A 17,442-nucleotide genomic window follows, 5' to 3' on the forward strand; every position below is an offset into this window, starting at 1 on the left:
CGGAACGCCGGCCGCGCACGCGGCGGTGCAGTTTGCGAACCCCCTGAGCGAATCGGTCGGCGAGTCACGCTTTCGCGTCCTGCTCGCGAACCACGGTCTGCCGACGCCGGAGTTGCAGGTTGAGATCCGGGACGCCGACGGACGATTGATCGGCAGGGTCGACTTCCTGCTCGGCGGCGTCCTGATCGTCGAGTTCGACGGCGCGATGAAGTACGGCGAGAACGCGGCAGACGCCGTACTGGCAGAGAAGTGGCGCGAGGACCGTCTCCGCGAGCGCGGCTACGGCGTAGCGCGAGTCGGCGGGGGCGACCTGAACCACCCGCACGAAACCGCGGAACGGCTGTGGCGCGCGTTGCGGGCACATGCCGCGGGGACTGGGAATAGGCAATTGCTAGTTCCCAGTCCCCGGCGGGGGTGATCAGTGGAGGAGGTCGCCGTTGATCCAGACGGCTTGGACGTCGGCGGGGGTGCCTAGGGTGAAGATTCGCGCCAGGGCTTCCTCGGTGTCTTCGGCGTGGGTGAGGCCCACGGCGAGGGGGGAGCCTTCGGCGGGGCGGAGGAGTTGGGCGTCGAAGTGGTGGCCTACCGAGAGGTGGCCTACCTGGGGCAGGTCCAGGGCCTCGGCGCCGGCGGTGCTGGCGAGGTAGAGCAGGTGGGCTGCCGAGAGCGGGCGGCCCTGGTCTCCTTGGAGTTGCTGGCAGAAGTACGCCTGGAGCCCCTCCTTCAGGAGCGAGAAGCCGGTGCCCGCGCCGACATCCGATCCGAGTGCCACGCGTACGCCGTACTGCAGGTGCCGCGTCAGCGGGAACAACCCGCTGCCGAGCGCTGCGTTGCTCGTCGGGCAGTGCGCGATGGTTGCGCCGCTAACAGCCAGCATCTTGAGCTCGACGTCCGTCGGGTGGACGTTGTGGGCGAGCACGGTACGCCGGTCCACCAGGCCGTGCCGGTCGTACGTCGTCACGTAGTCGCTGCCCCCGAACAGGTCGGCGACGGTCGCGATCTCGGCCTCGTTCTCGTTCACGTGTGAGGTGAACAGTGCGCCGGGGATCGCGTCCATCAGCTCACGGCACGTCGCGAGCAGCTCGTCCGTGCAAGAGAGCGAGAAGCGCGGCGTCACGGCGTACCGGTTGCGGCCGACGCCGTGCCAGCGGTTTGCGAGGGCGAGCGACTCGGCGTACGCGCGGACCGGGGTGGTGAGCAGCTCCGGCCGGAGCAGGCGGTCGCTCAGCACGAGCCCGGAGGTGATGCGGAGGCCCACCTTGGACGCGGCGTCGAAGAGCGTGTCGACCGCGTCGGCGTAGTGGGCGCCGAAGACGAGCGCCGACGTCGTCCCGGCCGCGGCCAGTCCGCGAACGAACTCGTTGGCCACGCCTGACGCGTAGTCGACGTCGGCCATCCGCGCCTCCTCGGGGAGGGCGTACCGGTCGAGCCATTCGAGCAGCGGCAGCCCGAGGCCGCCGACGGCGCGGATCTGCGGGAAGTGCACGTGGGTGTCGACGAATCCGGGTAGTACGACGCCGTCGCGCAGATCCACGACCTGCTCGGCGGGGTGTGCCTGGCGGATCTCCACGAACGGGCCACGGGCAACGATCATCCCGTCCTCGACCAGCAGTCCCGCGTCGCTGTCGACCCGCAGGCCGCCGCCGTCGAACGGATTCTCCGGCGTGTCGATGAACGTGCCACGATAAAGAGTCATGCTTTTGCCTCACGCTGAGCCGGCGTGGGGCGACGCACGGCAGAATGGGCCGACGCGGGATGCCGCTCGGCGACGAACTGCTGCAGGAGCCAGGCCGCGACGCTCACCGCGATCACGGCCGGCTCCTTGCCGGGAAGATCGGACAGACCGATCGGCGTGGTGATCCGCGCGATCGCGTCGACCGAGTTGCCGTCCTCAGCGAGCTTGCGCTGGAACCGGGTCCACTTCGCACTGGAGCCGATCAACCCGATGGTCGCCAGCTCCTCGTTACGAATCGCGGCGTCACAGAGCGCCGCATCCTCCGCATGGTCGTGCGTCATGATCAAAACGTGCGTACCGGGCGGCAGCTCGCCGACAACGAGCTCCGGCAACACCGGCACGTTGTGCACGTGGACGTTCGCGACCGCGTCATCTAGCGCTGCTAGCCGATCGCTCGTCAACTGATCGGCCCGCGAGTCGATCAGATGCAGCTCGAGATCATGCCGCGCGAGTACCCGCGCCAGCTCCAGCCCCACATGCCCGACCCCGAAGATCGCCACCGAAGGCACCACGGGCAACGGTTCCAGCAACAACTTCACCTCACCACCACAACACTGGACTCCGTGCTGGTACGGCGCTTTGTCGGACAACGCCGCCGTCAACACCTCAGGCGCCGTCACGTCGTCGGCGATCATCGCCCGCGAACGCTCCACGCCCAGGGCCTCCAGGTTCCCGCCACCCACCGTCCCCCAGACGTTGTCAGCGGCAACAACCATCTTCGCCCCGGCTTCCCGAGGCGCATGCCCACGAACGGACATCACCGTCACCAGCACGCCGGCCTGCCGGCCGGCCCGCAACCGCTGAACAGCCTTTACCCACTCCACGAGACACCTCCCCGCGCTCGATCGACCGCCCAGTAGACCGCCTCGGGTGTGGCCGGTGACGGGAGGTCGACGCTGATGCCAACCGGTCCGAAGGCTGCCGCTGCGTGACGCAGTGCCTCCCGGACGGAGAACGCCAGCATGAGCGGCGGTTCCCCAACGGCCTTGGAGCCGTAGACGGCACCTTCCTCGTGCGCCTTCTCCAGCAGCGTGACGTTGAAGACCTCAGGCATCTCGGAGAAGCTCGGGAGCTTGTACGTGCTCGCTGCCTGCGTGGACAAACGACCGCGACGATCGCCGGAACTCTCGTCCCAGCGAAGGTCCTCGAGCGTTAACCATCCGGCGCCCTGCACGAAGCCGCCCTCGATCTGGCCGATGTCGATCAACGGGCTGAGGCTGTCCCCGACGTCGTGCACGATGTCCACGCGCCGCAGGGTGTACGACCCAGTGAACCCGTCGACCTCGACCTCCGACGCCGCAACGCCGTACGCGAAGTATTTGAAAGGCTCGCCCCGCATCGCGTTGGCGTCCCAGTGCAGGCCCTCCGTCCGGTAGAACCCGGCCGCCCAGAGCTGCACCCGCTGGTGGTACGCGAGATTCACCAGTTCGTTCCAGTCCACGCCGTCCCCGGACAATCCGCGGACGACGCCATCCACGAACCGCACGTCCGACGGGCTGATCCCGAGCCGTCCGCCGGCGACCTGCGCCAGCCGTTCCCGGATCTGCTCGCACGCGTTCTTGATCGCCGCGCCGTTGAGATCAGCACCCGAGGACGCCGCCGTCGCCGACGTGTTCGGCACCTTGTCGGTCCGCGTCGGCGCCAGCCGTACCCGCGCCAGCGGCAGCCCGAGCGTGGTCGCCGCCACCTGCAACATCTTCGTGTGCAGGCCCTGGCCCATCTCGGTGCCGCCGTGGTTGATCAGCACCGAGCCGTCCTTGTAGACGTGCACCAGCGCGCCGGCCTGGTTGAACGCGGTCAGGTTGAACGAGATCCCGAACTTCACCGGCGTCATCGCCAGCCCGCGCTTCACATGGTCATGCGTCGCATTGAACGCAGCAATCTCAGCTTGCCGCGAGGCAACGTCCCCGGCAGCAAGGACCTGACTCCAGCACGACTCCAGCCGATCCGCGTGCCGCACCGGTTGTCCGTACGGCGTGGAGTCGCCCGTCTGGTAGAAGTTCCGCCGACGCAGCTCCGACGCGTCGTACCCGAGCAGCGGCGCGCACCGTCCGAGGATGTCCTCGATCACGAGCATCCCCTGCGGCCCGCCGAACCCCCGGAACGCGGTCTGGGACGTCTTGTTCGTCTGCGCGATCCGCCCGTCCACGCGGACATGCGGAACCTCGTACGCGTTGTCGATGTGGCACATCGCGCGCGCCAGCACCGGCTCCGACAGGTCGAGACTCCACCCGCCGTCGGACGTCAACGTGGCATCCAACGCGACGAGCTTGCCATCGGCCCCGAACCCGACAGTCCACGAGCTGTGGAACCCGTGCCGCTTCCCTGACATCGTCATGTCCTGCGTCCGGTTCAGCCGCAACCGCACCGGCCGCCCGGTCAACGTCGCGCCCAGCGCGGCGATCGCGGCGAACCCGTGCGGCTGCATCTCCTTGCCGCCGAACCCCCCGCCCATCCGCAGGCACTGAACCGTCACCGAGTGACTGGCCAGCCCGAGGACATGCGCAACGATCTCCTGCGTCTCCGACGGGTGCTGCGTGCTCGACTGCACGAAGATCTGCCCGTACTCGTCCACCAGCGCCAACGCCGCATGCGTCTCGAGGTAGAAGTGCTCCTGCCCAGCGAACTCGAACTCCCCGCTGAACACATGCGCCGCCCCCGCCAACGCCTCCTCGACATCGCCACGCTCCAGGTGCCGCCCGATGCCCTGGAAGCTGCCCGCCTCGATCGCCTCGCGCACGTTCACCAACGAAGGCAGCGGCTCGTACTCGACCTCGACCGCCAACGACCCGAGCCGCGCGGCCTCCAACGTCTCGCCGAGCACCCAGCACACCGCATGCCCGTTGAACATCACCTCACCCGGGAACAACGGCTCGTCGTGCTTCACGCCGGCGTCGTTCACCCCCGGTACGTCGTCCGCCGTCAACACGCGCACCACACCGGGTACGTCGTACGCCGGCTTCACCCTGAGTGCAGTCACCCGCGCGTGCGCATGCGGCGACTGCACTGGCCATGCATGCAGTACGTCGCGGGTGCGCATCACCAGATCGTCCGTATATAAGGCGGCCCCGGTCACGTGCAGCGCGGCGCTCTCATGCGGCATCGGTACGCCGACGACCGCAGCAGCAGGCCGTTCCGACAACGAGCTCATGCGCCGACCCCCTGAAAGTAGAAACGCAGTAGCGACTGGCCGAGCATCGCGGAGCGGTACGACGAACTCGCGCGGTGATCGTCCATCGGCGTACCCTCCGCGGCCATCACCCCCGCCGCGATCCGCACGGTCTCCTCGGTCCACGGGCGACCGACCAACGCGGCCTCGGTCTCCCGGGCGCGCAGCGGGGTCGCCGCGACGCCACCGAGCCCGATCCGGGCCTCGCGCACGACACCGTCCGTCACGTCAACGGCGTACCCGATCGCGACGCTCGAGATGTCGTCGAAGCGCCGTTTAGCGATCTTGTGGAACGCGGCCATCGGTGCCAACGGCAACGGGATCACGATCGTCCGGATCAGCTCGTCCGGATCTTTGACGGTCTCTCGGTAACCGGTGAAGTACTCGGCCAGCGGTACGACGCGCTCCCCCCGGCGGGACACGAGGACGAGCGAAGCGTCGAGCGCGAGCAGCGCCGGCGGGGTGTCGCCGATCGGGGAGCCGGTGCCGAGGTTCCCGCCGATCGTCGCGCCGTTGCGGATCAGCCGCGAGGCGAACTGGGGCATCAGCTGAGCGAGCAACGGGACGCGCCCCGCGAGCCGCCGCTCGATCTCGGTCAGCGTCAGCGCCGCACCCAACCGGACCTCGGAAGCGCCGAAGGAGAACTCGCGTAGCTCCTCCAGGCGGTCGATCGCGACGGTCAGCGACGGGCGGGAACCGAAGATGTTCACCTGCACACCGAGGTCGGTCGAACCGGCCACGAGCTGCGCGTCCGGCCGCTCCGCGATCAACTCCAGCACTCCGTCAAGCGAAGCGGGCCGAATGAACTCGCCCTCGGTGGACACCATCCCCGTCGCCGCTGGAGCGGGCGGGGCCGCGTCCTGTCGGGCGGCGAACGTGTCGTTCTCGGCGGGGGCATCGAGCGCGTACGCCGCGTCCCGGATCGGCCGGTAGCCCGTGCACCGGCACAGGTTCCCGCTCAACGCATGCAGGTCGAACCCATTGGCCCCGTGCTCGTGATCACCCTCGCCACAAGCGCGTCCTGGCCGGTAGTACTCCGCCGCCATGCTGCAGATGAAGCCTGGCGTGCAGTACCCGCACTGCGAGCCACCGCGCACCGCCATCTCCTGCTGAACCGGGTGCAGCTCAGCCGGAGAACCCAGGCCCTCCGACGTGACCAGCTCCTGGCCGTCCAGCGACGCGACCGGCAGCAGGCACGCGTTCACCGCGGTCCACTCGGTCTGCGAGTCGGTACCGGGCCGGGCGACCATCACCGAGCAGGCACCACACTCGCCTTCCGCACACCCCTCCTTGGCGCCTGTCAGGCCGCGGTCCCGCAGCCAGTCCAGCACGGTGGTGTGCACAGAGATGTCGCCAAGAGCGGTGAGCTCACCGTTCACGGTCAAGGCAGGTGCGCGGAGGGCTTGCGTAGTCATCGGTTGGTGCTCCATCGGGTGCGTGCACTGTGAATCGGGTTGGCGTCGGAGACGAAGTCGTCGAACCGGTACCCGGCGATCTTCGCGATCTCGAGCAGCGCGGCGGCGTGCTCCTGGTTCTCGCAGTTGCCGAGCCGCTCGCGGCCCTGCTCGACGATCCGCTCGTACGACTCAGCGTCGCGCACCGAGATCACCAGCGGGAAGCCGAAACGCTCTTCGTACGCCGACGTGATCGCGGTCAGCTCGTCCCGCTCCGGGTCGCCGAGGAACGTCAGGCCCTTGTCCGACTGGTCCCGCAGCGACGCCTCTCCGCTGAGACCGTCGGCGACGAACTGCGATCCGAGCTGCGGGTACGCCTGGATCAGCTCCACCTGCTCGTCGCGGGAACCGGAGAACAACGCCTCCTGGAATGAGCGCCGGAGCGCGTGCGTGTCGGCGTACGGCCGCATCTCCCAGGCCCGCTCGACGGCCCAGCGCGGACCCTGGAACAGGGCGCCGAAGGTCTCGACGAACTCCTCGCGGGTCATCTCGTTCACCTGGTCCAGCCGCACCGTGTCACCGGGCTGACCCGCCACCGCCGGGCCGAAGCTCTTGCCGACGTGGTGGAACAGGATGTTCAGGCCGATCGCGGTCAGGCTGCCGAGCGTGATGCCGCTGCCGAAGATGATCTCGGCCCAGTCCGGCACGGCCTGCGCGACCTGCGGCTGCGCGGTCACGTACATCGCCAGACCGACGCTGGTCGCCACGATCACGACGTTGCGGTGGTCGTGGAAGTCGACCTTCGCGAGCGTCTGGAACCCGACCACGGCCACGGTCGCGAACATCGCCAGCGCCGCGCCGCCGAGCACCGGATGCGGTACGCCGGCCACGATCGCACCGGCCTTCGGGACCAGCCCGATCAGGATCATGATCGCGCCCGCGGTCGCGACCACCCACCGGCTGCGGATCCGGGTCAGCCGGACCAGGCCGACGTTCTCGGCGAAGCAGGTGTACGGGAACGAGTTGAAGACCCCGCCGATCGTGGTCGCCAGGCCGTCGGCCCGCAGCGCCCGGGCGATGTCGTCGCGGCCGATCCGCTTCTCGACGATCTCACCGGTCGCGAACACGTCACCGGTGGTCTCCACCGCGGTGATCAGCATGACCACGACCATCGAGATGATCGCCGCGATCGAGAACTTCGGCCAGCCGAAGTAGAACGGTGTCGTCACGCCGGCCCAGGCCGCGTCGCCGACCGCGCCGAAGTGCGCGTCGCCGAGCACCCAGGCCACCAGGGTGCCGACGACCAGACCGACCAGGACCGCGATGGTGGCCATGAAGCCCTTGAAGACGCGCTGGATCAGGACGATCAGCGCGAGCGTGCCGAGTGCGTACGCCATGTTCTTACCGCTGGTCGGCGCCGCGGTCGGGCCGGCGCCGCCGACCGCGTCTCCGGCCGCGACCGGCAGCAGCGCCAAACCGATGATCGTGATCACCGAGCCGGTCACCACTGGCGGGAAGAACCGGATCAGCTTGCTGAAGAACGGGGCGATGAAGAAGGTGGCCAGCCCGGCGACCAGCACGGCGCCGTAGATCACCAGCAGACCGTCGGTCCCGCCGCCGGCCGCGAGGCCGATCGCGATCATCGGCGACACGGCGGTGAACGTCACGCCCTGGAGGAGCGGGAGCCGTACGCCGACCTTCCAGAAACCGACCGACTGGATGATCGACGCGATACCGCAGGTGAAGAGGTCGGCGTTGATCAGGTGGATGAGCTGCTCGGTGTTCAGTCCGATCGCACTGGCGAGCAGGATCGGTACGATCACCGCCCCGGCGTAGAACGCCAGTACGTGCTGAGCGCCGTACACCGCGAGCTTCCCAGGTGGCAGCACCTGGTCGACGGGATGGCGGTTGGTATGGCGGCTCGGTCGCAGGACTGCCTTCATCGGGACACGCTCCTCGGCTGCGGGCGGCGGGGATTTTGACCTGCACCCGAGCATTGACTTAGCGAGGGGTGGATTGCACCCCGTGAACCTCCGAAGATGAACTGCCGGAGAACGCTTCGTTTTGTGTGATCACACAACTACAGCGATTTGCAGGCGAGGAACACGTCCACCCGATCCTCGAGGGTCGACAGATCGCGTCCGGTCAGTTGCTCAACGCGTTCGATCCGGTAGCGAACGGTGTTGACGTGCAGATGCAGGTATTCCGCCGTACGGGTCCAGGAGCACGAGCAAGCGAGGAACGCCTGCAGCGTCATGAGCAGGTCGGCATGGGTACGGCGGTCGTGGTCGAGGACCGCACCGAGGACGCGGTTGCTGTACGTACGCCGTACGTCATCGGGGAGCGTGCCGAGGAGGAGGACGTGCGAGGCGACCTCGTCCGAGGTCACCACCGAGACCGGCGTCCGCGCCGCCCGGGCGGCCCGCTGCGCGAACCGGGCCTCCTCGAGCGCGCCGGCGAGCGCTTCGACCGACGTCTCTCCGCTGATCCCGACCGTGAGTCGGGACCGATTGAGGCCCGGGGCGAGACGTCCGAAAGCCCGTCGCAGATGCTCGGGAAGCTCGGGCGTGAAGGGCAGGAACGCGACCAGCAGATCGTCTCGGCCAGGCGCGACAACGGCCGGACCGACCGTGAAAGCGACGTCCTCGAGCAGGCTCAGAGCGACGTCGCCGGGGCCGTCTTCCCGCAGTTCGGCGACCGCGACGACCATCGGCCGTTCCGAGTGCGCGCCCGCCTGCCGGAGCCGCGCGGCGACCTCGGCCTGCGGGGCACCAGACTCGACTAACGCAAGTGCGTCGGCGACCAACGGACGCAGTGCGCGGCGGCCCTCGTCGCGGCGGGCGCGGTCCAGCGCGGCGATCGCGCTCAGCTCGTGCACCGCCTCGACGTGATCGCGGGGCCAGGTCGTGTGGTCGCCGTCGATGACCAGCACCCACGCGGTCAGCCGGTTCCCGAATCCCGATCCGACCGGGAACAAGCTGTACTCCGCTCCCGACTGCTTCGCCACAGCGGGCATCCGGTCCGCCGTCAGGAACCGTCGCGTCACCGCGTCCACCGTCTCGGCGTCGAGCTCGCTGGGCCCCGGTACGACGTGGCGCCCGGTCGGGGTCAGCACACGGCAGTCATGCCCGATCTCGGCGGAGATCCGCGCCGCGAGTTCGTCGAGACTGCGCCCGGCCGCGATCGACGACAACAGCTGCCGCTGGCGCACCAGGCTCGCCGACAATCGTGCGCCTGTCTCGGCCGATCCCGCTGCCGCGACGTACTCCGTCACATCCGCGAACGCGACCTCGATCGGGACCTCGACCAGCGTCACGTCATGCCGCCGGCACGCCTCCAGGAGATCCGCCGGTACGTCGCCGAGCTGCGCCTTCCCCGCCAGGATCGTGGTCGCTCCGCGGCTGGCCATCGACGCCACGAACACCTCGCTGTCGGCTGCCTGCCGGCGCCAGACCAGCCCGGTCAGCACCACTTCGCCGCCGCTCAGGTACCTCCCCGGCTCCAGCAGGTCGGTCGTCACGAGCCGCCCGATCGGCCGGTCCAGCGTCCCGCCCGCCGAGTGCATCAATCGCAACCCGAGCTCCGGCGCATCCAGCAACTCAGCCAGCAACACGACGTACCTCCGGCCCGGATCCCTTTAGAGGAACGTACAACGCGCGCGTACGCGTATGACAGCCCCCATCGCCGCCGGCGCCTTGACGACCATCGGCTCCGAGTTTATGGTCATTTCACAGAGCAGAAGTTAAGTTCCACAATGCGGAATTGGAGTCGGGATGAGTCACCAGCTGAAGTACACGGTGAACTGTTCTTTGCTCTTCACCGAGTTGCCTCTGCTCGAGCGGCCGGCGGCTGCTCGGCGGGCGGGATTCAGCGCGGTGGAGTTCTGGTGGCCGTTCGTCGAGGCCGTCCCGCCGGAGCGGCAGGTCGACGCCTTCGTGAACGCGGTCACCGACGCCGGCGTGCAGCTCACCGGCCTGAACTTCTTCGCCGGTGACATGCCGGGCGGCGACCGCGGCCTGGTGTCCTGGCCGAAGCGGTCGAGCGAGTTCCGCGACAACGTCGACGTCACCGTCGGCATCGGCGAGCGGCTAGGTACCCAGGGCTTCAACGCCCTGTACGGGAACCGCGTCGACGGGAGCAGCGATCAGGAGCAGGACGACGTCGCCGTCGAGAATCTCGCCCTCGCCGCCCAGGCCGCCGCGCGGATCGGCGCCACCGTCCTCGTCGAGCCTGTCAGTGGCGCGGACCGCTACCCGCTCAAGGTCGCGTCCGACGCGCTCGCGGTGATCGATCGCGTCCAGGCGGCGTACGACGACGTACCGAACGTCGGACTGCTCGCGGACCTGTATCACCTCGCGGTCAACGGCGACGACGTCGACCGGGTGATCGCCGAGCACACCGACCGGGTCGCCCACGTGCAGATCGCCGACAACCCGGGCCGCAATGAGCCCGGCACGGGCACCCTCCCGCTCGACCACCAGCTCACCGCCCTCGAGGGACGCGGCTACACCGGCTGGGTCGGGCTCGAGTACAAGCCGTCCACCACCTCAGAAGCAAGCTTCGGCTGGCTGCCGTACGAGCGCCGCTGATCCATCTAGGAGACGAACATGACGAACATCGCCTTCATCGGCCTCGGCATCATGGGCAACCCGATGGCCGTCCACCTCGCCAACGCCGGCCACACCGTCGCCGGCCTCGACCGTACGCCGGAGCGCGCGGAAGCCCTGATCGCCGCCGGCGGCCGGGCCGCGACCTCGATCGGTGACGCGGTCAAGGGCGCCGACGTGATCTGCGTGATGGTGCCGGACTCGCCCGACGTCCAGGACGTCCTCGAGGGCGAGAACGGCGTCTTCCAGAACGCCGAGACCGGCGCGCTGATCATCGACTTCTCCAGCATCCGCCCCGACGTCACGCAGCAGCTCGCCGAGCAGGCCCGCGCGATCGGCTTCCGGCTGCTCGACGCCCCGGTCTCCGGTGGCGAGGCGGGCGCCAAGAACGCCGCGCTGTCGATCATGGTCGGCGGTTCGGCGGACGACTTCGCCGAGGCCAAGCCGCTGTTCGACGTGGTCGGCAAGACCGTGGTCCACGTCGGCCCGAGTGGTTCCGGCCAGACGGTCAAGGCTGCCAACCAGCTGATCGTCGCCGCGAACATCCAGGCCGTCTCCGAGGCGGTCATCTTCCTGGAGGCGTACGGCGTCGACACGAAGGCCGCCCTCGAAGTACTGGGCGGTGGCCTGGCCGGTTCGACCGTGCTGAACCAGAAGAAGGAGAACATGCTGTCGCGCTCCTTCGAGCCCGGGTTCCGGATCGACCTGCACCACAAGGACATGGGCATCGTCACCGCGGCCGCGCGCGAGGCGGGCGTCGTCGTACCGCTGGGTGCCCTGGTGGCGCAGCTGGTCGCGTCGGCCCGCGCGAACGGCGATGGTGGCCTCGACCACTCCGCGCTGCTGCGTGGCGTGGAGCGTCTCTCCGGTAAGGCGGTCAGCTGATGGCCCGCATGCGCGCGGTCGACGCCGCCGTACTGATTCTGGAGAAGGAAGGGTCGACGCAGGCGTTCGGGCTGCCCGGCGCCGCGATCAACCCGTTCTACAGCGCGATCCGCGCCCACGGCGGGATCAAGCACGTGCTCGCCCGTCACGTCGAGGCCGCGTCGCACATGGCCGAGGGGTACACCCGGGCCAAGGCCGGCAACATCGGCGTCTGCATCGGTACGTCGGGACCGGCCGGCACCGACATGATCACCGGGCTGTACTCCGCCTCCGCGGACTCCATCCCGATCCTGTGCATCACCGGCCAGGCGCCGGTCGCGAAGCTGCACAAGGAGGACTTCCAGGCCGTCGACATCTCCTTGATCGCCAAGCCGGTCGCGAAATGGGCGGTCACGGTGATGGAGGCCGCGCAGGTCCCGGGGACCTTCCAGAAGGCGTTCCAGGTGATGCGCGAAGGCCGTCCGGGTCCGGTGCTGATCGACCTGCCGATCGACGTACAGCTCACTGAGATCGACTTCGACATCGACACGTACGAGCCGCTTCCGGTCTCGCGTCCTGCGGCCACCCGGGCACAGGCGGAGAAGGTGCTGTCCTTCTTGGCGGAGTCCGAGCGGCCGTTGATCGTCGCCGGTGGCGGCATCATCAACGCCGACGCGGCCGACCTGCTCGTCGAGTTCGCCGAGCTCACCGGTATTCCCGTCGTACCGACCCTGATGGGCTGGGGCGCGATCGCGGACGACCACCCGCTGAGTGCGGGCATGGTCGGTCTGCAGACCTCGCACCGGTACGGGAACGCGACGATGCTGGCGTCCGACCTGGTGCTGGGGATCGGTAACCGGTGGGCGAACCGGCACACCGGTGGGCTGGATGTCTATCGCGGTGAGCGGAAGTTCATCCACGTGGACATCGAGCCCACGCAGATCGGGCGGGTGTTCGCGCCGGACTACGGGGTCGTGTCGGATGCACGGGCCGCTCTGGAGATCTTCGTCGAGGTGGCCCGCGAATGGGCCGCTGCCGGCAGGCTGACGGACCGTACGGCGTGGGCCGCGGAGTGCCGCGAACGCCGTACGACGCTGCAGCGGAAGACGCACTTCGACGCGGTGCCGATCAAGCCGCAGCGCGTGTACGAGGAGATGAACCGGGCGTTCGGGCCGGAGGTCCGCTACGTCAGCACGATCGGGCTGTCGCAGATCCAGGCGGCGCAGATGCTGCACGTGTACCGTCCGCGGCACTGGATCAACGCCGGCCAGGCCGGGCCGCTCGGCTGGACCGTCCCGGCGACGCTGGGGGTCGCGGTCGCGGATCCGGACAGCACGGTGGTGGCGTTGTCGGGCGACTACGACTTCCAGTTCCTGATCGAGGAGCTGGCGGTCGGGGCGCAGTTCAACATCCCGTACATCCACGTGGTGGTGAACAACTCGTACCTCGGCCTGATCCGTCAGGCACAGCGGAACTTCGAGATGGACTACTGCGTGCAGCTGTCCTTCGAGAACATCAACAGCCCGGAGGTCAACGGGTACGGCGTCGACCACGTGAAGGTCGTGGAGGGCCTGGGCTGCAAGGCGTTGCGGGTCTCCGAGCCGGACGGGATCCTGCCGGCGCTGGAGAAAGCCAAGAAGCTGATGGTCGAGCATCAGGTCCCGATCGTCGTCGAGGTCATCCTCGAGCGGGTCACGAACGTGTCGATGGGTGTCGAGATCGACAACGTCATCGAGTTCGAGGACCTGGCGATCTCGCCGGAGGACGCGCCGACCGCCCTCGCGTTGCTGGACTGATGACGCGGGTAATCGTTGCCTCCGACAAGTTCAAGGGCACCTTGACGAGCGCCGAGGTCGCGGACGCGGTAGGCGCCGGGGTACGACGAGTCTGCCCCGACGCGACCGTGGTCTCGGTACCGGTGGCCGACGGCGGCGATGGCACCCTCAGCGCCGCCGTCGCCGCCGGCTACACCCACGTCCCGATCGTTGCCTCCGGCCCCACCGGCGAGCCGGTCCGGAGCGGGTACGCCAGGTTGGGCGACACCGCGGTAGTCGAGTTGGCGGACGTCTCCGGCCTGGTCCGCCTCCCCGACGGCATCCCAGCTCCCCTCACCGCCACGTCGTACGGCACCGGCGAACTGATCGCCGCAGCCCTCGACGCCGGCTGCACCCGCATCATCCTCGCCATCGGCGGCAGCGCCTCGACCGACGGCGGCCAGGGCCTTATCCATGCCCTCACCGGCAGCCAATCGTTGGATGCCCTTCACCGGTTGCGGGGTGTTGAGGTGGTTGTTGCTTGTGATGTGGACAACCCGTTGACCGGGCCTCGGGGTGCGGCGGCTGTTTACGGGCCGCAGAAGGGTGCGAGTCCGGAGCAGGTTGCGGAATTGGATGCCCAGCTCGCTCGATGGGCCGACCTCGTCGCCGAGCAGACCGGCAGCGATCTGCGGGACGTTCCTGGTGCGGGGGCGGCCGGTGGGGTCGGGTTTGCGGCGCTGGCACTGCTAGGTGCCGAACTCAGGCCCGGGATCGACCTGGTGCTGGAGATGGTCCGCTTCCGCGAACAACTCGCCGGCGCGGACCTCGTGATCACCGGCGAAGGCGCGCTCGACGAGCAGACACTGCACGGGAAGGCGGTCAGTGGGGTGTCGGCTGCGGCTCGCGCGGCTGGGGTGCCTGTGGTTGCCGTCTGCGGGGTGAACCAGTTGACGCCAGAGCAGTTGCGGGAGGCTGGAGTGAGCGCGGCGTACTCGCTCACCGACCTGGAACCCGACGTACGGCGATGTATCGCCGAGCCGCGCCCGTTGCTCGAACAGCTTGGCGAACGGATCGTGGTCGATCACCTTACGATGGCACGAACGGCGAAAGGGATCACATGAGCGCTCTGGATCTCGTGATTCGGGCCCGCCGGGTCGTACGGGCCGACGGGGAACAGCCGGCCGCTGTCGGCGTGCGGGACGGGCGGATCGTCGCGATCTCGCCGTACGACGCGGAGCTCGACGCCGCGACCGAACTGCGGCTCGGTGACGACGAAGTACTGCTGCCCGGCCTCGTCGATTCCCACGTGCACGTCAACGATCCCGGCCGCACCGACTGGGAGGGTTTCACGTCCGCGACGAAGGCCGCGGCAGCAGGCGGCGTGACCACGATCGTCGACATGCCGCTGAACAGCATCCCGCCGACCTGCGACGTCCCGGCGCTCACGCTCAAACGCAAGACCGCCGAGACCCAGTCGTACGTCGATGTCGGCTTCTGGGGCGGCGCGATCCCGGGTAACGTCCCCGACCTCCGCCCGCTGCACGACGCCGGTGTGTTCGGCTACAAATGCTTCCTCCTGCACTCCGGTGTCGACGAGTTCCCACCACTCGACGCGGACCAGCTCGAGGCCGCGATGCGCGAGCTCAGCACCTTCGACGGCGTGCTGATCGTGCACGCCGAGGACGCCCACCGCATCGACGAGGCGACCGCACCGAACGGCGCGAGCTACGACGCCTTCCTCAACTCCCGCCCGCGCGTGGCCGAGAACGAGGCGGTCGCCCACGTCATCGATCTCGCCCGTGAGACCGGCTGTCGCGTCCACATCCTGCACGTGTCGAGCGCCGACACCCTCCCGCTGCTCACGCAGGCCCGCAACGACGGCGTACGGATCAGCGCGGAGACCTGCCCGCACTACCTGAGCTTCACCGCCGAGGACATTCCCGACGGCGCCACGCAGTACAAGTGCTGCCCGCCGATCCGCGAGGCCGCGAACCGCGAGTTGCTCTGGGAGGGTCTGCGCGACGGCACGATCGACCAGGTCGTGTCCGACCACTCGCCGTCCACGATCGACCTGAAGCACCTCGACACCGGCGACTTCGGCACCGCCTGGGGCGGAATCGCGTCGCTGCAGCTCGGTCTGCCCGCCGTCTGGACCGAGGCCCGCCGCCGCGGCTTCACCCTGTCCGACGTCGTCCGCTGGATGGCCGCCGCCCCCGCCGCGCAGACCGGCCTGGCCACGAAGGGCGGGATCGAGGTCGGGTACGACGCTGACTTCTGCGTGCTCGCCCCGGACAAGACCTTCACTGTCGACGCGCAGCAGCTCCAGCACAAGAACGCCATCACGCCGTACGACGGACGCACGCTGACCGGCGTCGTCCGGAGCACCTGGCTCCGCGGCGAACCCGTCGACATCGCCGCCGACCCACGCGGCCGCCTGCTGACCCGAGGAGAACGATGAGCTACTACGCGCCGAAGGGCGGGCTGCCCCCGCAGACCGACCTCACCACCGACCGCGCGGTCTTCACCGAGGCGTACGCCGTCCTGCCGCGCGGCACCATGCGCGACATCGTCACCAGCCGGCTGCCGTTCTGGGACGACACCCGGTTGTGGGTGATCGCGCGGCCGCTGTCCGGGTTCGCGGAGACGTTCTCGCAGTACATCGTCGAGGTCGGGCCGGGCGGCGGGAGCGACAAGCCGGAGACGGACCCGGCCGCCGAGGCCGTACTGTTCGTTGTCTCCGGCAACCTTGTGCTGACGGTCGCGGGGGAGAAGCACACGCTGGCCGAGGGCGGGTACGCGTACCTGCCGCCGGGTGGCGACTGGACAGTGCGGAACACCAGCGACGCGGCCGCGACGTTCCACCTGGTGCGGAAGGCGTACGAGCGGATCGAGGGCATCGACGTACCGCCGGCGCTTGTCACCAACGAGGCGGACGTCGAGGGCCGGGAGATGCCCGGCACCGAGGGTCGCTGGAAGACGCAGCGGTTCGTGGACCCCGACGACGTACGGCACGACATGCACGTCAACATCGTGTCGTTCGAGCCGGGCGGGGTGATCCCGTTCCCGGAGACGCACGTGATGGAGCACGGCCTGTACGTGCTCGAAGGCAAGGCGGTCTATCTGCTGAACAAGGACTGGGTCGAGGTCCAGGAAGGCGACTTCATGTGGCTCCGAGCCTTCTGCCCCCAAGCCTGCTACGCCGGCGGCCCCGGCCCCTTCCGCTACCTCCTCTACAAGGACGTAAACCGCCACCCGAGGCTCACGCTGTGAGGTGGACCTGCATGCAGGCAGAACCCCCGAAAAACGCGGTCTCACCCCCGTCGTGACGGGGTTGTGCCTGCGTGGCGGTCCACCTAGCCGGTGATCCGGACCGGGCGCACTGGTGGAGGCAGCGGGTCCGTGAGCAGGCGGGCGTGGCGTTCTACGTCGTAGCGGGTGCCGTCGTAGGTGAGGCGTTGGCGTTCGACGCCTTCGGAGAGGAAGCCGGCGCCGGCGGCGACTGCGCAGGAGGCCGGGTTGTTGAGGCGGTGGCCGAGTTCGAGGCGGTACAGGCCGGCGTCGTGGTGGGCCCAGCCCGCGAGAGCGCGGAGGGAGTCGCGCGCGACGCCCTGGCCGCGGACGTCGGCGAGCGTCCAGTACCAGGTCCAGCCGACCCGGTGCCGGTCGATGTTCGTCACCCCCACGCACCCGATCGGATGATCGTCCGCGTCCGCGACGGCGTACACGTGCCCGTTGTCCAGGTCCGCGACCCGCCCGATCCAGTCGACGGCGGACGCCCGGTCCACGATCCCGCCCTGATTCACCATCTCCGGATCGTCGTGCGCGACCACCAGCCGCAGCGCATCACCAGTCCGCCACCGCCGGAGCCCCAGCTCCCCGAGCGCGTATCCCATCCCTCGAAAATACTCCCGCACGG

Annotated in this window: 14 protein-coding genes; 7 read left to right on the plus strand and 7 right to left on the minus strand. The window is 69.0% G+C overall.

All coding sequences use genetic code 11. The features are described from left to right. Window positions 1–25: 25 nt before the first annotated feature. Entirely contained in the window at window positions 26–418 is a 393-nt protein-coding gene (locus tag EV649_RS29010) for a hypothetical protein (RefSeq protein ID WP_130386777.1), read from the plus strand. On the opposite strand, the gene guaD is transcribed toward EV649_RS29010, so the two are convergent. From guaD to EV649_RS29040, 6 genes are all read right to left on the minus strand, one after another. Then, on the minus strand, window positions 419–1,696 hold the full coding sequence (guaD, locus tag EV649_RS29015) for a guanine deaminase (RefSeq protein ID WP_130386778.1): 1,278 nt from the start codon (window positions 1,694–1,696) through the stop codon (window positions 419–421). Next, the gene (xdhC, locus tag EV649_RS29020) at window positions 1,693–2,559 is read right to left on the minus strand and encodes a xanthine dehydrogenase accessory protein XdhC (RefSeq protein WP_130386779.1); all 867 of its coding nucleotides are present in this window, start codon (window positions 2,557–2,559) and stop codon (window positions 1,693–1,695) included. Before xdhC ends, guaD begins: the two co-directional genes overlap by 4 nt. Then, window positions 2,547–4,886: a xanthine dehydrogenase molybdopterin binding subunit gene (xdhB, locus tag EV649_RS29025; protein ID WP_130386780.1), complete on the minus strand. Its 2,340-nt coding sequence runs from the start codon at window positions 4,884–4,886 to the stop codon at window positions 2,547–2,549. The genes xdhC and xdhB overlap by 13 nt, the downstream gene beginning before the upstream one ends. Further along, window positions 4,883–6,319, minus strand: a complete 1,437-nt coding sequence (locus EV649_RS29030) for an FAD binding domain-containing protein (RefSeq protein WP_130386781.1) — start codon at window positions 6,317–6,319, stop codon at window positions 4,883–4,885. The genes xdhB and EV649_RS29030 overlap by 4 nt, the downstream gene beginning before the upstream one ends. After that, window positions 6,316–8,241 carry a 2-oxo-4-hydroxy-4-carboxy-5-ureidoimidazoline decarboxylase gene (gene uraD, locus EV649_RS29035; protein ID WP_130386782.1) on the minus strand — a complete coding sequence of 642 codons (1,926 nt, stop codon included), beginning with the start codon at window positions 8,239–8,241 and terminating at the stop codon, window positions 6,316–6,318. The genes EV649_RS29030 and uraD overlap by 4 nt, the downstream gene beginning before the upstream one ends. Window positions 8,242–8,378: 137 nt before the next feature. Next, window positions 8,379–9,911: a PucR family transcriptional regulator gene (locus EV649_RS29040; protein WP_130386783.1), complete on the minus strand. Its 1,533-nt coding sequence runs from the start codon at window positions 9,909–9,911 to the stop codon at window positions 8,379–8,381. 160 nt (window positions 9,912–10,071) lie between these two features. Here EV649_RS29040 and EV649_RS29045 point away from each other — a divergent pair, with 160 nt between their 5' ends. Genes EV649_RS29045 through EV649_RS29070 form a run of 6 tightly spaced genes read left to right on the plus strand, consistent with a single transcriptional unit; the run spans window position 10,072 to window position 16,796 of the window. After that, window positions 10,072–10,887 (plus strand): TIM barrel protein, encoded by an 816-nt coding sequence (locus tag EV649_RS29045; protein WP_130386784.1) that lies wholly within the window; start codon window positions 10,072–10,074, stop codon window positions 10,885–10,887. An 18-nt stretch (window positions 10,888–10,905) separates the two neighbouring features. After that, entirely contained in the window at window positions 10,906–11,790 is an 885-nt protein-coding gene (locus EV649_RS29050) for a 2-hydroxy-3-oxopropionate reductase (RefSeq protein WP_130386785.1), read from the plus strand. Beyond that, entirely contained in the window at window positions 11,790–13,565 is a 1,776-nt protein-coding gene (gene gcl, locus EV649_RS29055) for a glyoxylate carboligase (RefSeq protein WP_130386786.1), read from the plus strand. Before EV649_RS29050 ends, gcl begins: the two co-directional genes overlap by 1 nt. Next, on the plus strand, window positions 13,565–14,647 hold the full coding sequence (locus tag EV649_RS29060; protein WP_130386787.1) for a glycerate kinase: 1,083 nt from the start codon (window positions 13,565–13,567) through the stop codon (window positions 14,645–14,647). The genes gcl and EV649_RS29060 overlap by 1 nt, the downstream gene beginning before the upstream one ends. Next, window positions 14,644–15,984, plus strand: a complete 1,341-nt coding sequence (gene allB / locus EV649_RS29065) for an allantoinase AllB (RefSeq protein WP_130386788.1) — start codon at window positions 14,644–14,646, stop codon at window positions 15,982–15,984. Before EV649_RS29060 ends, allB begins: the two co-directional genes overlap by 4 nt. Then, a complete protein-coding gene (locus EV649_RS29070) occupies window positions 15,981–16,796 on the plus strand; it encodes a bifunctional allantoicase/(S)-ureidoglycine aminohydrolase (RefSeq protein ID WP_130386789.1) in 816 nt (271 codons plus the stop codon). Before allB ends, EV649_RS29070 begins: the two co-directional genes overlap by 4 nt. Before the next feature lie 83 nt (window positions 16,797–16,879). Here EV649_RS29070 and EV649_RS29075 read toward each other — a convergent pair whose 3' ends face one another. After that, on the minus strand, window positions 16,880–17,419 hold the full coding sequence (locus EV649_RS29075; protein ID WP_130386790.1) for a GNAT family N-acetyltransferase: 540 nt from the start codon (window positions 17,417–17,419) through the stop codon (window positions 16,880–16,882). Window positions 17,420–17,442 lie beyond the last annotated feature (23 nt).

Source organism: Kribbella sp. VKM Ac-2569, assembly GCF_004216905.1.
In the GTDB taxonomy this organism is placed as follows: Bacteria; Actinomycetota; Actinomycetes; order Propionibacteriales; family Kribbellaceae; genus Kribbella.

Coding starts and splice junctions, on each gene's coding strand:
- guaD (WP_130386778.1), bottom strand. CDS start 1,696: ATGACTCTTTATCGTGGCACGTTCATCGACACGCCGGAGAATCCGTTC.
- xdhB (WP_130386780.1), bottom strand. CDS start 4,886: ATGAGCTCGTTGTCGGAACGGCCTGCTGCTGCGGTCGTCGGCGTACCG.
- EV649_RS29030 (WP_130386781.1), bottom strand. CDS start 6,319: ATGACTACGCAAGCCCTCCGCGCACCTGCCTTGACCGTGAACGGTGAG.
- uraD (WP_130386782.1), bottom strand. CDS start 8,241: ATGAAGGCAGTCCTGCGACCGAGCCGCCATACCAACCGCCATCCCGTC.
- EV649_RS29045 (WP_130386784.1), top strand. CDS start 10,072: ATGAGTCACCAGCTGAAGTACACGGTGAACTGTTCTTTGCTCTTCACC.
- EV649_RS29050 (WP_130386785.1), top strand. CDS start 10,906: ATGACGAACATCGCCTTCATCGGCCTCGGCATCATGGGCAACCCGATG.
- gcl (WP_130386786.1), top strand. CDS start 11,790: ATGGCCCGCATGCGCGCGGTCGACGCCGCCGTACTGATTCTGGAGAAG.
- EV649_RS29060 (WP_130386787.1), top strand. CDS start 13,565: ATGACGCGGGTAATCGTTGCCTCCGACAAGTTCAAGGGCACCTTGACG.
- allB (WP_130386788.1), top strand. CDS start 14,644: ATGAGCGCTCTGGATCTCGTGATTCGGGCCCGCCGGGTCGTACGGGCC.
- EV649_RS29070 (WP_130386789.1), top strand. CDS start 15,981: ATGAGCTACTACGCGCCGAAGGGCGGGCTGCCCCCGCAGACCGACCTC.
- EV649_RS29075 (WP_130386790.1), bottom strand. CDS start 17,419: ATGGGATACGCGCTCGGGGAGCTGGGGCTCCGGCGGTGGCGGACTGGT.